The organism is Pseudomonas sp. XS1P51 (genome assembly GCF_054897845.1).
Map to the genome: position 1 here is coordinate 6210883 of NZ_CM142707.1, position 13841 is coordinate 6224723.

At 56.6% G+C, this 13841-nt stretch carries 9 protein-coding genes and 1 pseudogene; 3 read left to right on the top strand and 7 right to left on the bottom strand.

Annotated features, from left to right (window positions below; genetic code table 11):
- Positions 1 to 2 precede the first annotated feature (2 nt).
- The gene (locus tag ACYZUD_RS28775; RefSeq protein WP_462021227.1) at positions 3 to 2138 is read left to right on the top strand and encodes an RHS repeat domain-containing protein; all 2136 of its coding nucleotides are present in this window, start codon (positions 3 to 5) and stop codon (positions 2136 to 2138) included.
- A gap of 599 nt (positions 2139 to 2737) precedes the next feature.
- Here the strand turns inward: ACYZUD_RS28775 and ACYZUD_RS28780 are convergent.
- A pseudogene (locus ACYZUD_RS28780) lies at positions 2738 to 3026 on the bottom strand (cupin domain-containing protein); the annotation flags it as partial.
- A gap of 130 nt (positions 3027 to 3156) precedes the next feature.
- Between ACYZUD_RS28780 and ACYZUD_RS28785 the strand changes: the two are divergent.
- Positions 3157 to 5055 (top strand): RHS repeat domain-containing protein, encoded by a 1899-nt coding sequence (locus ACYZUD_RS28785; protein ID WP_462021228.1) that lies wholly within the window; start codon positions 3157 to 3159, stop codon positions 5053 to 5055.
- 11 nt (positions 5056 to 5066) lie between these two features.
- Positions 5067 to 5900 carry a hypothetical protein gene (locus ACYZUD_RS28790; RefSeq protein WP_462021229.1) on the top strand — a complete coding sequence of 278 codons (834 nt, stop codon included), beginning with the start codon at positions 5067 to 5069 and terminating at the stop codon, positions 5898 to 5900.
- Between the two features lie 79 nt (positions 5901 to 5979).
- Here ACYZUD_RS28790 and ACYZUD_RS28795 read toward each other — a convergent pair whose 3' ends face one another.
- From ACYZUD_RS28795 to ACYZUD_RS28820, 6 genes are all read right to left on the bottom strand, one after another.
- Positions 5980 to 7431 (bottom strand): mannose-1-phosphate guanylyltransferase/mannose-6-phosphate isomerase, encoded by a 1452-nt coding sequence (locus ACYZUD_RS28795; protein ID WP_462021230.1) that lies wholly within the window; start codon positions 7429 to 7431, stop codon positions 5980 to 5982.
- A gap of 210 nt (positions 7432 to 7641) precedes the next feature.
- Complete coding sequence (locus tag ACYZUD_RS28800) at positions 7642 to 8295, bottom strand: alginate O-acetyltransferase AlgF (RefSeq protein WP_462021231.1); 654 nt, start codon at positions 8293 to 8295, stop codon at positions 7642 to 7644.
- Between the two features lie 14 nt (positions 8296 to 8309).
- Entirely contained in the window at positions 8310 to 9485 is a 1176-nt protein-coding gene (locus ACYZUD_RS28805; RefSeq protein ID WP_462021232.1) for an alginate O-acetyltransferase, read from the bottom strand.
- Positions 9486 to 9496: 11 nt separating this feature from the next.
- Entirely contained in the window at positions 9497 to 11062 is a 1566-nt protein-coding gene (locus tag ACYZUD_RS28810) for an MBOAT family O-acyltransferase (RefSeq protein ID WP_462021233.1), read from the bottom strand.
- 193 nt (positions 11063 to 11255) lie between these two features.
- A complete protein-coding gene (locus ACYZUD_RS28815) occupies positions 11256 to 12377 on the bottom strand; it encodes a mannuronate-specific alginate lyase (RefSeq protein WP_462021234.1) in 1122 nt (373 codons plus the stop codon).
- 7 nt (positions 12378 to 12384) lie between these two features.
- A complete protein-coding gene (locus ACYZUD_RS28820; RefSeq protein ID WP_462021235.1) occupies positions 12385 to 13833 on the bottom strand; it encodes an alginate O-acetyltransferase in 1449 nt (482 codons plus the stop codon).
- Positions 13834 to 13841: the final 8 nt, after the last annotated feature.

Here is a 13841-nt window from a genome sequence, read left to right on the forward strand (position 1 = left end):
CTATGCAAACGCTGCTACAGGAAATGCACCGCCGTACCCCGAAGCTTGTTGCCATCGACCCGCGCGGTCTGGCTTTACGCTTGGTGGATTACTACCGTGCCGTGGCGAGCAACTCGGCTGAGGCTCGGTTCAATTGCACGGTCCATGACCCCGCGGGGCGAGCGATCGCGCAGTGGGATTCGCGTCTATTTATGGATGCGACGGTTCCGGCGAACCTGAGCGCGGTTCATGATCTGGCCGGAACTGTCATATGCACGGTCAACGTGGATGCCGGGCTGCGTGTCAGTCTGTTGGGGGATGCAGGGCAACCACTCCACAACTGGGATGGCCGGGGTTCGCAGCGCCGGATGCACTATGACGATCAGGTTCGATTGACTGCACTGTTCGAGCAAGCCGCAGAGGGCGACGCCACTTGTGCGGAGCGTTTGACTTATGCGACCAATGATCAGGCGTTCGTTGATCACAACCAATGTGGCCAACTGATCAACCACGAAGACCTTGCCGGTGCTCTGCTGGTTAACGACTACGGATTGACCGGCACGGTACTCGAGCAAGAGCGGCATTTCGATGACATCGCGCAGACTTTCTCAACGTATTCACGCTTCAACCCGGCGGGTGACCTGCTTTCCCGAACCGATGCCCAAGGCAACGAACAGCGATTTACTCAGACCTTCGACGGCTTTTTGCGTGCGGCGGATTTACGCCTCGGCAATACGAGCGAACGACTATCAATGGTCAGCGCTATCACCTACAACGCCTACGGCCAGGTTGAAAAGGAAGTCGCGGGTAATGGGGTGATCACCACCCTTGAATACGCCGCCGAGGACGGGCGCCTGCAACGCCTGATATCCCGACTCAATCAGAATGATCCGTTGCAGGATCTGCGTTATGCCTACGACCCGGTTGGTAATGTGCTGAGCATCGAAGACGCCGCGCTGCCGATTCGCTACTTCGCCAATCAGCGCATCGAGCCGGTCAGTCATTATTGTTACGACACGCTCTACCGATTGACCGTGGCGACGGGCTGGGAGGCCGGTGCGGTCAAACACGGCCCGGCAACGGCGATGACGGCGGATCCCGCCATGCCCGGAAACTACCGCCAAACCTACCACTACGACGACGGCAACAACCTGCTCGAACTGACCCATGTCGGCCCACAAAACCATGGTCATCGACTGGTCGCCGCCGCTCACAGCAACCGCTGCCTGCCGGTGCGCGATGGCATCGAGCCGGACGAGAAAGACTTTTGCGACGGTTTTGACGCCAACGGTAACCTGCTGAAGTTGCAACCGGGGGCAACGCTGAGTTGGGATGTGCGCAATCAACTGCGCGAAGTGCGACCGGTGGAACGCGACTCTGATCTCGATGATTGCGAACGTTATACCTACGGAGCTGACGGCATGCGCGTGCGCAAAATCCGCTCATTGCAAACCAACGCCCAAACGGTCGTCATCGAAACCCGTTACTTGCCCGGTCTGGAAATTCGTATCCACAGCGGTACCGGCGAAGTGCTCCACGTCATCGAAGTGGCGACCGGTCGCGGCAGCGTGCGGGTGTTGCATTGGGAGGAGGGAAGACCGAAGGACATTGCCAACAATCAGCAGCGTTACAGCCTGACGGATCACCTGGGATCGAGCACACTGGAACTGGATCAGCACGCCAACATCATCACCCAGGAAAGGTACTACCCCTTTGGTGGCACGGCTTGGTCAAACGGCGAGGCGGTGCAGGTTAGCTACAAAACGGTGCGGTATTCGGGGAAAGAGTGTGACGCGACGGGGCTTTACTATTATGGGTTCCGATATTACGTGTCGTGGCGGCAGCGATGGCTGAATCCGGATCCGGCTGGTGATATAGATGGATTAAATATGTTCAAAATGGTTAGAAATAGTCCGGTTTTTCATTCGGATAACATAGGTTTAAGCCCTACAAGAAAAACAGAAGCAAATAACTCAACGGTTGGGGGGCGCCAAGGTACAAGATTGCCAGTAGGGCTGGTTTATTCAACAAAGCTCCAAAGGGGAGGCCAAGAGTTAGAACGCTCCATGTTGACTCTGAAGGCGATTCGGATAGCGGGAATCCAGATATTTTCTATAGAGCTATTAGGGGAGATGAGGATCCGGAATATTCAGGCTTAAGAGCTCCAGATAATCATGATCCACAAATAACTGCTTTTGATCACGTCGCTCATGGAACTACGGCTAAAAGAAAGTCAAAGTGGATTTCCGCTTCTCGCTCAGTAAAAGTTGCGGCGGCATGGGCAAGTGAAAACAGTGGGAAAGTGGTTAGGTTTGAAAGACCGAGGTCATCAAAGGTGTACGATCTTACCAATGAGTTGGATAGGCAGAAGCTGCTCAGGCGACATAATGAAAAAAATAAATTGAATGTAAGTGAGAAGAGTGCTTCTAAAGTCTTTAACTTTGCCAAGGGGTCTCAAGAAGTTCTTGTTGGAAATGAGGTTGAAAGACAAAGTATTCTCGAGGTTTTTGAAGTTGAACATGTCTCTAGCGCTAATTATGAACTGTTGAAATCGAATCCCATGAGTGGTGTAAAACTGGTAAAAACCAGGTCCGTTGTCTCTTATTAGGATAAGCTTACTCGTGTTCAATATTGGTCTGAGCCAAAGGCAATAAAAATAACATCGATTTTTTCTCGTTAAGAACATTAGTTAGGATTTCGATAAGCATGAACTACGGGTTCAAATTACTTGTCCTTCGATGTTATTGGTATCCGTTTGTTACCTTGAAGTGATGCCATTCAATGGTTGCGCGATGGTTTTCACCGACACGCCACGCTCAATCGGCGTGGAACGCCCGTAGATATCATCAAACCGCTCGATATCGTCTTCGTCGAGGTAGATCCCCCGATTACCCCTCAATAATCTCAAACGGAATCTTGCCCGGATTACGCAAGCGGTGAACCGACGCGATCGGAATATAGGTCGACTGGTTCTCACACAGCAGGAACACATTCTCGTCGCAGGTCACTTCGGCGGTGCCGCTGACCACGATCCGGTGTTCCGCACGGGTGTTGGCGCCCACCGGTGGACGTATGCCTCGTTTGTCCACACCTCCAATGGTCGGCACTGTTATTTCTGACAGTAGCCAGGCACGGGTTTTCAGCATTAGCTAGTGTAAATCAACATGAAAACACCCGATGCAGACTCACCGATTGTCCATACACCGCCACACCCCAAAATTGACGGTTATTGAACCGCGCGGTCTGGCTGTGCGTTCGGTGGATTACTACCGTGCCGGCCCCGGAGATACGGTCGAAGCGCGGGTCAATCGCACGGTCTATGACCCTGCAGGGCGGGCGATTGCTTTGTGGGGTCCACGCCTGTTCCAGGATGTATCGGCACCGGCCAACCTGAGTACCATCCATTCACTCTCCGGCACTGCTTTGTGCAGTGTCAGCGTCGATGCCGGGCTACGAGTGAATCTGTTTGGCGAGGCGGGTCAGCCGGTTTTCAGCTGGGATGGTCAAGGTTCGCAGCGTTGGATGCAGTACGACAATCAGTTGCGACTGAGTGCGCTGTTCGAGCAGGAGGTGGGGGACGAAGCGATGTGCGCGGAGCGTTTGAGTTATGGCGCGAACGAACAGGCCTCTGCCGACCGCAACCAATACGGCCGACTGATCCGTCACTGTGATCCCGCGGGTGTACAGCTATTCAATGACTACGGATTGACCGGTGCAGTGCTCGAGCAAGAGCGGCGTTTTGCTTATGAAGCGCTTCCTGGTCTGGTTACGCATTCGCAGGTTAACCCGCTGGGTGACTTGCTGGCCCGGACGGATGCCCAAGGCAACGAACAACGTTTCAGCCAGACTCTCGACGGGCAATTACGCGCCGTGGAGTTGCGCCTGAGCAATACGACCGAACGCCTGCTGATGGTCAACGCCATCACCTACAACGCCTACGGCCAGGTTGAGCAGGAAGTTGCGGGTAATGGCGTGATCAGCACCCTTGAATACACCGCCGAGGACGGGCGTCTGCAACGGCTGTTGTCCCGGTACGATCAGAGCGAGCCATTGCAGGATCTGCGTTACACCTACGACCCGGTCGGCAATGTGCTGAGCATCGAGGACGCGGCGCTGCCGATCCGTTACTTCGCCAACCAGTGTATTGAGCCGGTCAGTCACTATTGTTACGACACCCTCTACCGGTTGATCGAGGCGACGGGCTGGGAGGCCGGTGCGGTCAAACACGGCCCGGCGTCGGCGATGACGGCGGATCCCGCCATGCCCGGCAACTACCGCCAAACCTACCACTACGATGACGGTAACAACCTGATCGAACTGATCCACAGCGGCCCACAAAACCATGGTCATCGACTGGTCGCCGCCGTCCACAGCAACCGCTGCCTGCCGGTGCGCGATGGCATCGAGCCGGACGAAGATGACTTCCGCAACGGCTTCGACGCCAACGGCAATTTGCTGATGCTGCAACCGGGGCAATCCTTGCACTGGGGCCTACGCAATCAATTACGCGAAGTCCGACCGGTAGAGCGTGACCGCACCGAGCATGATTGTGAGCGTTACATCTACGGTGCCGACGGCATGCGCGTACGCAAAGTTTGCTCGCTGCAAACCAATGCGCAAACCGTAATCATCGAAACCCGCTACTTGCCCGGCCTGGAAATCCGTACTCACAGTGGCACCGGCGAAGTGCTGCATGTGATTGAAGTGGCGACTGGTCGTGGCAATGTGCGGGTTTTGCACTGGAAGGCTAAGGGTCCAAAGGACATCGCCAACAATCAGCAGCGCTATAGCCTGACGGACCATCTGGGTTCGAGCACGCTGGAACTGGACCAGTACGCCAGCATCATCACCCAGGAAAGGTATTACCCCTTTGGCGGCACGGCGTGGTCGAACGGTGAGGCGGTGCAGGTCAGCTACAAAACCGTGCGGTATTCGGGAAAAGAGTGTGACGTGACAGGGCTTTATTACTATGGGTTCCGATATTACGTACCGTGGTTGCAGCGGTGGCTGAATCCGGATCCAGCGGGACGGGTTGATGGCCTGAACTTTTACTCGATGGTCAATATTGCCCATTAGTTTTAAAAGACATGGAGGGGTTGGTAGGAGGTGATTCCGCAGAAACCGATTATTTTAAGGAACGAGGTATTGATGTACGAAAAAGAGGCGCGAAAGAAATCGGTAAAACATATCCGAAAATTGAGGGAAGTATTTATCAGGGGGTGGCTGGAAGTAAGGAGTTTATCGCCACAGCTATCAGTAAATTACAGGGTTCGGCTCAGTCTGAATTTGTGGAGGGCGTTATTAGAGACTATTTCGGTAATACGCCTGAGAGTGAAATTGATGTGCGTGAAGCCGCGAGCGCGACAATTGATGTTCTAAAAGTACTTGGTGAAGGCGTCGGTCATCATGAAAAAACAGCGGGGGAAGATATACTGATGGTCGAATTTAGTGGGAATGGTCCAGTGTTTACATTTCAAGATGATCCCAGAATTTACATAACGTCCCAAGTCAATGATAGGGCGAGTGGTGCTTCTTTTTTTCGAATGATCAGTCATGAAAGTAGTCATTCATATAATAGGACTCAGGACATCTGGTCATACAAAAACCAGCCTATGGCAAGCACCGGGCTGAAGCACTATCAGGATCTCGAGAGGCAAGAGGCAGCAAGAATTGCAAAAGATCCGCGCTCAGCCGGAAGCAGATTGGACGAAGGGCTGTTGATTGGAGCGATCGAGGGCATGGGTGCCGTCGCGAATATTATGGTTCAGGGTGTCGAACCGGTGCTTTTGGCGAGTCTGGAAAAGTATAAGACGAATCCTTCATTGCGAATAAAAGTTAACCTCCTTAACGCATCCAGCGTGGAAAGTCTGATTCATGCCTTGAACGTCGATGAAGTTCAAATGAAGTACTTTAATTTTTAAACTGAAAAAGCCCCCACCCAACCCACTGCGGATAGGGAACGCAGTGACCTGGACGGGGGCTTCTCGTTTTACCGATTGTTTACTGCGCGATGGTCTTCACCGAAACCCCACGCTCAATCGGCGTAGACCGACCATAGATATCTTCAAACCGCTCGATATCGTCCTCACCCAAATAGCTCCCCGATTGCACTTCAATAATCTCAAGCGGAATCTTGCCCGGATTACGCAAGCGGTGAACCGACGCGATCGGAATGTAGGTCGACTGGTTCTCACACAGCAGGAACACATTCTCGTCGCAGGTCACTTCGGCGGTGCCGCTGACCACGATCCAGTGTTCGGCGCGGTGGTGGTGCATTTGCAGCGACAGGCACGCGCCCGGTTTGACCGAGATGTGCTTGACCTGGAAGCGGCCGCCCATGTCCACCGAGTCGTAGGAGCCCCACGGACGATAGACCTCGCAGTGGTTCTGGGTTTCGCTGCGGCCCTGTTCGTTGAGGGTATTGACCATCTGTTTCACGCCTTGGACCTTGTCCTTGTGGGCGATCATCATGGCGTCCTTGGTTTCGACGACCACGATGTTTTCCAGGCCGATTACCGACACCAGTTTGCCGTTGCCGTGGATCATGCAGTTTTTGCTGTCCTGGATGACCACATCGCCTTTGGTGACGTTGCCGTTGGCGTCTTTTTCATTCACTTCCCACAGCGACGACCAGCAGCCCACATCGCTCCAGCCCGCCGTCAGCGGTACGACGCAGGCGCGCTGGGTTTTTTCCATTACCGCGTAGTCGATGGAATTGTCCGGGCAGCAGGCGAAGGTGGCTTCGTCGATGGAGATGGTGTCTGCGTCCTGTTCGCTGCGCTCAAGGGTCAGCAGGCAGGTGTCGTAGATGTCCGGATCGTGTTTTTTCAGTTCTTCGAGGAAACGGCTGGCGCGGAACAGGAACATGCCGCTGTTCCAGAAGTAGCCGCCGGACTGGACGAACTCGGTGGCGCGTTTCACGTCGGGTTTTTCGACGAAGTGCGAAACACGACTGACGCCTTCGGGCAGCAGCGAGTCATTGGTCGACTTGATGTAGCCGTAGCCGGTTTCCGGTTTGGTGGCCGGGACACCGAACAGCACCATTTCGCCGTTTTCTGCTGCGACGGTGGCCAGGGCCAGGGCGCGTTGCAGGGCCTTCTGGTCGTCCAGCACGTGGTCGGCCGGCAGCACCAGCATCAACTCGTCGCGACCTTCGTTGACCAGCATCATCGCGGTCAGGGCCACTGCAGGCGCAGTGTTGCGCCCGAACGGTTCCATCAGGATGCGCTGGGTTTCCAGTTTGCGGACGCTCAGCTGTTCGTTGACGATGAAGCGGTGGTCTTTGTTGCAGACCACTATCGGGGTGTCCATGCCTTCAAACACCAGGCGTTCCAGGGTTTGCTGGAACAGTGTGTGTTCGCCGGTCAGGGCGAGGAACTGTTTAGGGAATTGCTTACGCGAAAGCGGCCAAAGACGTGAGCCACTACCACCTGACAAGATCACCGGAATCATGTTGTTACTCCTTAAAATCGTATGGGTCAGAGCTACTGCGTTCTGTCGTTTCACTCTTGTTCTTATTCCGTGTCGCAGGGCTGAAAGCGGTCCCCTGTAGGAGCTGGCGAAGCCTGCGATCTTTTGGCGTTTTCAATGACGCCGAAGATCAAAAGATCGCAGCCTGCGGCAGCTCCTACAGGGATCGCATTGATCCCTGCGTAAATTTGATTAGCGCGTCGAAACCGGGCGTTTTACCCAGACTGGCGACAGGCTGCTGCCGTTGCCGGTGACGTACAGCACCGCCGCTTCACCACGTTCCAGGGCAACCGGTTTCACATCGCCGACTTTCTTGTCGCCATCGTATAGCGCCAGGCTGACTTTCACCGGGTTGATTTCACGTTCGCCACGGCCCTTGGCCGCCACGGTCGGAACCACTTCGGTCTTGCCGTCGGCGGTTTTGAGGGTCAGGGCCTTGTCGCTGAGGTTCTGCACGCGAACCAGGGATTTCTGCTTGTTCTTGAACGGCGGTTCTTCGATCAGTTGTGGCGTGCCGCTGGCGTTGTTGACCAGGGTGTAATAGTGATCACCGGCCAGTTTCACCGGCAGGGTCTGGCTGCCGACCTTGGCGCTGTAGTCGCCACCCGGCATGAAGCTGAAGTCGGTGCTGGACAGCGGCGCGACTTCGCTCAGGTTGGTGCTGCCAACGGTGGCGCTGACTTCAGCGTTACCCGCGTTGTAGACACGCACGAAGCTCGAGCCTTTCGGTGCGGTCGGGCCGTAGAGCGCGGCGTCACCGGCGAAGGCCTGCATGGACAGAACGCTCATGCCGGCAACGAGAGCAAGGGTCTTGGCGAGACGGCGAGGAGTAGTAGTGAAAGTCATGGTGTACCTCTCTTTCAGTTTTGCGCCCGGTCGGGCGTCTCGGATTTAGTGTTTGCGGCTACGTTTTGTTGGCGAGCGCCGGCTTGTTTAAGCTCTGCGACCCACTGCGGGTCGGCGTCACCGATTTCGTTGTTCACAGGCAGATAACGTTCAGGAAACTCCCAGATCAGCACTTGTGGCGGGCTGTTCTTGAAAGCATCGCTTTTGAGATAGCTGAGCATTGGCAGAATCGGGCCATGGCCGTCTTCGGCGTAATTGACCACGTCGCTGTGCAGCGCCTCTTTCAGCGCACCGACGAAGTTCCAGTTAGGGTTGGCGCTGTAGCTGGTCCCGATCAGGGCCACCGGCACTTCAGTGTTGGCGAACAGCGCGTCGTCACCGCCGGCCTGATCTTCAGCCGCAACGGTGTTGCGCTTCTGCAACGGCTCGGTTGCCGGCATCATGTTTTCGAACAGCGGGTCCAGCGGCAGGAACAACCGCAGGTCGCCCTTGTGGGTCACTTTCTCCGCGGGTTCGGTGACGAAGCGTTGCGGTTCGCCGCTGAGCGGGGATTTCTCGGCAATGGTTTTGGCCAGGGTCTCGGCGGCGATTTGCGCGCCTTCCGGGGTCCAGTGAGTGTCGGTGCGCAGGAACACTTGCTGACCGTTCAGCTTGCCCTTTTGCAGCGGGACGAGCAGGTCGGGCGCGAGGATCTTGGTGGCCGCCACTCGAGCGTGGAAGTCCTCATAGAGGTTGGCGTGGATGCTCGAAGGTTTCACTTCGCCCAGATGTTCCGGGTACAGGCGAGTCTTGGCCGGCACGATGGCCATCACCAGTTTCACGCCTTTCTCTTTCAAGGTCTGGCGCACGCCTTCGACCAGCGCGTAGTTGCCTTGCAGGTTCAGCTCTTCGTTGACGACCGGATGGAATTCCTCATCGCTGTACAACCACTGGTCTTGACCGAGCACGACGCCCGGACGACCTTCGTTGAACAGTTTGAAATCCAGCGCGGCCCAAAGGTTTGTGCCCAGGCGCTTGATCGGAAACTCTTCGTCGTAGTGCGTCTCCACGGCTTTGGTCCAGCGGCCGTTGAGCACCGTCGCATCGGCGTTGGTGCTGAAGCCGAGGAAGCTGCGCGTGGACCACAGGCCCAGGACCAACAAGGTCACCATGAACAGGGCGATGTAGAAGATACGTAATGAGCGGGTCATGATCAGATCCCTCAGAACTGGAAGTAAAGGAACGGCGAGAAGCTTTGCGCCGAGAGTTTGAAAATCGAGGCGATGAACAGCACCAGCACCAGCGTGCGCATCACGTAACGCGACCAGTCCGCAGTCCAGTAGGTGGGTTGCACAGTCGCTTCAACGCCGACGGTGTAGCCCGGTTCGTGGATGCTGGCCGGGTTGTCGCCCGGTACGGCCTTGATCATTCCTGGCTGTGCAGTGGCCGGGCCATCGGCCTCGACATTCACGGCAGGCTTGGTCTTCTCCGGCGGCAGGTTGCTGTAGAAATCACGAATGCCGAAGAACGCCAGGGTTGCGTAAGCCACCACCAGAGTCGCCACTTGCAGGCCGGTGAGGCTGGCCTGGTTGAGTTCCGACAGCGACCATTCGCCGAAGCTGAACATCGCGGCGTACATGCGACCGGCGACGTGCAGGTTTTCCGAGCGGAAGATCACCCAGCCCATCACCACCAGCAGGAACGTCAGCGCCCAGCGGATCGGGTTGATGCTGCGCGGCGAGGTGTTCAGGCCGAGGGCCTTTTCGATCGCCAGCCACATGCCATGCCAGGCGCCCCAGACGATGTATGTGATGTTCGCGCCGTGCCACAGGCCACCGAGCAGCATGGTCAGGAACAGGTTGCGATAGGTCATCAACGTGCCTTTACGGTTACCGCCCAGCGTGATGTACAGGTAGTCACGCAGCCAGGTGGACAGGCTGATGTGCCAGCGACGCCAGAACTCGGTGATCGACTGGCTGATGTACGGCTGTTTGAAGTTTTCCATGAAGCGGAAACCCATCATCAAGCCCAGGCCGATGGCCATGTCGCTGTAACCGGAGAAGTCGAAATACAGCTGCGCGGTGTAGGCCAGTGCGCCGAGCCAGGCGTCGCCCGTGGTCGGGTTCTGCAAGGCAAAGCAATGGTCGGCCACCACCGCCAGGGTGTCGGCGATGAAGACCTTCTTGATGAAGCCCTGCATGAACCGCGTGGCACCTTCGGAGAACTTGTCGAGGGTGTGGGTGCGGTTGTTGAACTGGTCGGCGAGGTCGCGAAAACGCAACACGGGGCCGGCGATCAAGTGCGGGAAGATCGCCACGAACGCTGCAAAGTCGATCAGGTTACGGGTCGCCGGGGTGTCCCCACGGTAGACGTCGATGATGTAGCTGATGGACTCGAAGATGTAGAACGAGATCCCGATCGGTAACAGCACGTGGGTCAGGATGAACGGCGACAGACCGACCGAGGTCATCATCGCGTTGATGCTGTCGACACCGAAGTTGGCGTACTTGAAGTAGCCGAGAATGCACAGGTCGACGCCCACGCCCAGGAGCAACCAGCGTTGTGCCGGTTTGGTCCGAACGCCTGCCGCCCCGACTTTCAGGCCGATCCAGTAGTTCCACAGCGTGACGGCTGCGAACAGCGCAAGGAAGTCCACACGCCACCAGGCATAGAACACATAGCTGGCGATCAGCAGCAGCAGGTTGCGATAGCGTATTCCGCTCAAGTAGTACATGCCGAGAAAGATCGGCAAGAACAAAAACAGGAACACATTGGACGAAAATACCATCCCGATCTCTCCGTGTTTAACCAACAGTCAAGGGCCGCAGCCCCCCCAAACCCCCCCACGAATTTCGGGAGGATGTATTGCATTCAGAGTGGGAGCGAGCCTGCTCGCGAATGCGGTCTGACATTCAACATCGATGTCGACTGACACTCAGTCATCGCGAGCAAGCTCGCTCCCACAGGGTTTTGCGTTTGTCCTAGGAACCTTTGCCCTTTTCATTGGCCGGGTCGTAGACCTTGGTCAAATCCCCACCGAGGCGGAAGGTTTTGAACGGCTGCATCTCGTGCTTTTTCTCAAGCACATCCGGCGTGCAGGTGTAGAGCGTGCAAAACGGTTCGAGCCAGGCAAATTTCGAGTCGACCTTGAGGTCGGTCATGTCCTGTTTCTTGCCGCTCTTTTCTTCGAAATCGTCCTGGTCTTTAACCCCCGCGAGCACGCGGTCACCCAGGCGTTTCAGAGCGCCGTTGTTTTCCTGACGCAAGTCCACACCGTTGACCTGGGCGAAACTGGCGATCATCGACAGCGGCGGCAGGGCGTAGTTGTGATAGGCGAGGGCGCGTTGCTGGCGCTTGAGTTCGTTGGGCAGGAAACCCTGGGCGTCGACTTGATTGGCGCCGACCTTGTATTCCTTGACTGCCCAATCGAACAGGTCACGGCGGTTGGTGGCGATGGACGTTGCCATCACTGACCAGGCGGACCAGTACGAGTGGTTGTTGGTTTTTTCCAGCGGCAGGTTGTCCCAATCGCTGACGACCTGATCGGCCATTTTGCTGAACCAGGCCTCAATCAGTTGCGACTCTTGCTGATGGTTCGCCAACGGATGGGAGTCGGAGAACTTCAGGCGGATATAGGACGACGCCATGCTGCCCAACGCCCATTTGCGCATGGACTTGCCGGTGTGGTTGAAGTCCTTGGACATCAACGCATCGGCCTTGGCCCAGGTGGTCAACCAATTCAGGGTGCATTCCAGTTGTTCCGGACGACCGTCGCGCATGTACTGCATCACGCGCTTGCTGGTGCCGCGCTCAATCTTGGTGATGTCTGCAGTGGTGTCGCGGAAGGCTTTTTCCGAGGCCTCGTTCAGGGTCGAACGAGCCTTGTCGGAACCTTCGTACTTGCTGCGAAATTGCAGCGAGCCAGTGTACGGCGTCGGCACGGCGTCACAGCCTTCGCTCTTGTCGCCGGTTTTGACTTTTTCAATCGGCGCGAAGTAACCCTGGGGCGGGCGCAGTGGCGCGGCGGCCTGAGTGGCCCCGGCGAACATCGCCAGAGTCAGCAGGGAGGGCGCGAGTAACTTTTTCAGAGTTCGGGTTTGCATAATTGCCTCATTGCCCGGCCTGAGCGGTACGCTGCCCAGTGCCAGGGAACACGTTGCGTTTGCAGATTTTCGCTTCGACTTTCTGCGGCGCGGCACCTGCTTCAGGGCCCTGGATTTCAACGGCCAGCAAATTCTGCGAGGCCCAGTCTTCGTCCGTGCGCAACTCAAAGGCGAAACGCCCGTCGGTGTCGGAGGTTTCCGGTTTATCGATCTTGATGTCCTCGTGGCGACCGTTCATGTACCAGAGGGTGGCTTGCAGAGTTTTCACCGACGTATCGGCGAAGCGGATGTCGACCTGGTGACTGCTGTTTTGCAGGTTCAGGTTCTTGCTGTTGACCATCAATTCGTTTTTGCCCGGCTTCAACGTGGTGCTGCCGGTCATCTGTGCATCCTTACCTTCGCAACCGTTGTCCAGCAGCGCCATCATCTGGCGGTAGATGGTTTCCTGGTCCAGGCGATAGAGCGGCGAGAATTCCCAGATCAGAATTTTCGGCGGCTTGGTCTGGAACTCTTCGCTGCCCAGGTACTGCAGCATCGAACCTTCCAGGCCACCGCCGGGGAACGCCACGTTGAGGATGTCGGCGCCGATGGCCTCTTCGAGGAAACCGGCGAAGTTGTAATTCTTGCCGCTGTGGCTGGTGCCGACCAGGGTGACTTCCGGATTGCCGGAATCACTGAACAGATCGCCATCAGCTGCTTCGCCTTTCGGCTCGGTGGTGAACTGATCCATGTACTGGATCGCGTAGCTGGTGCCACAGAGTTGACCGGCCATATTGTGTAACGTTCCGGTCTTGCCCATGCGACCCGACTTATGGCTCTCGAATTCGCGTTTCGGTACGTCGGCAAAGGCCGGCATTTTCTTGATTTGCTCACCGACGATTTTCGCCGTGCGCTGGGCACCATACGGCGTCCAGTGTTGGTCGCCTTGGAAGTAGAAATCGTGGGCCGGCAGGGTGTCAGGCAGCGACTCGTTGGTCAGCGGCGACAGGTCCGGCACGGTGTAGCCCATGGCGGCGAAACGTCCGAGCATGGTCTTGTAGTTCCTCAAGGCCTTGTCGAAATCGAACTTGGCCTTGTCTTCCGGGTTGAGCTTGTTGCGGTTCACCAGGCCACGGGTCGGCTGGTAAACGACGACCAGTTCCACGCCTTTGCTCTTGAACGCATCGTGCAGTTCTTTCATGCGTTTGTAGCCGGCGGGCGTGGTGTCGAACTCGGTGCGCAAGTCTTCTTGCGTACGGAACAACCAGTCGCCCTGAGCCTGCACCAGCGTGGTGAAGTTCTGCTGGTAACGCGTGGTGTAGTTCTTCGCGTCGTGGGCTGCCGGGCACAGGCTGCAGCACGGTTCGGCGCTGAAGCTGGGGGCCTTGGCTTCATCGGCACGAGCGCCGGCGCTGGCCGCGAGAATGCCAGCGGTCAGGGCCGACAGGCTGAGTAATTTGATCAAGTGTGGGTGCATAAAATTAT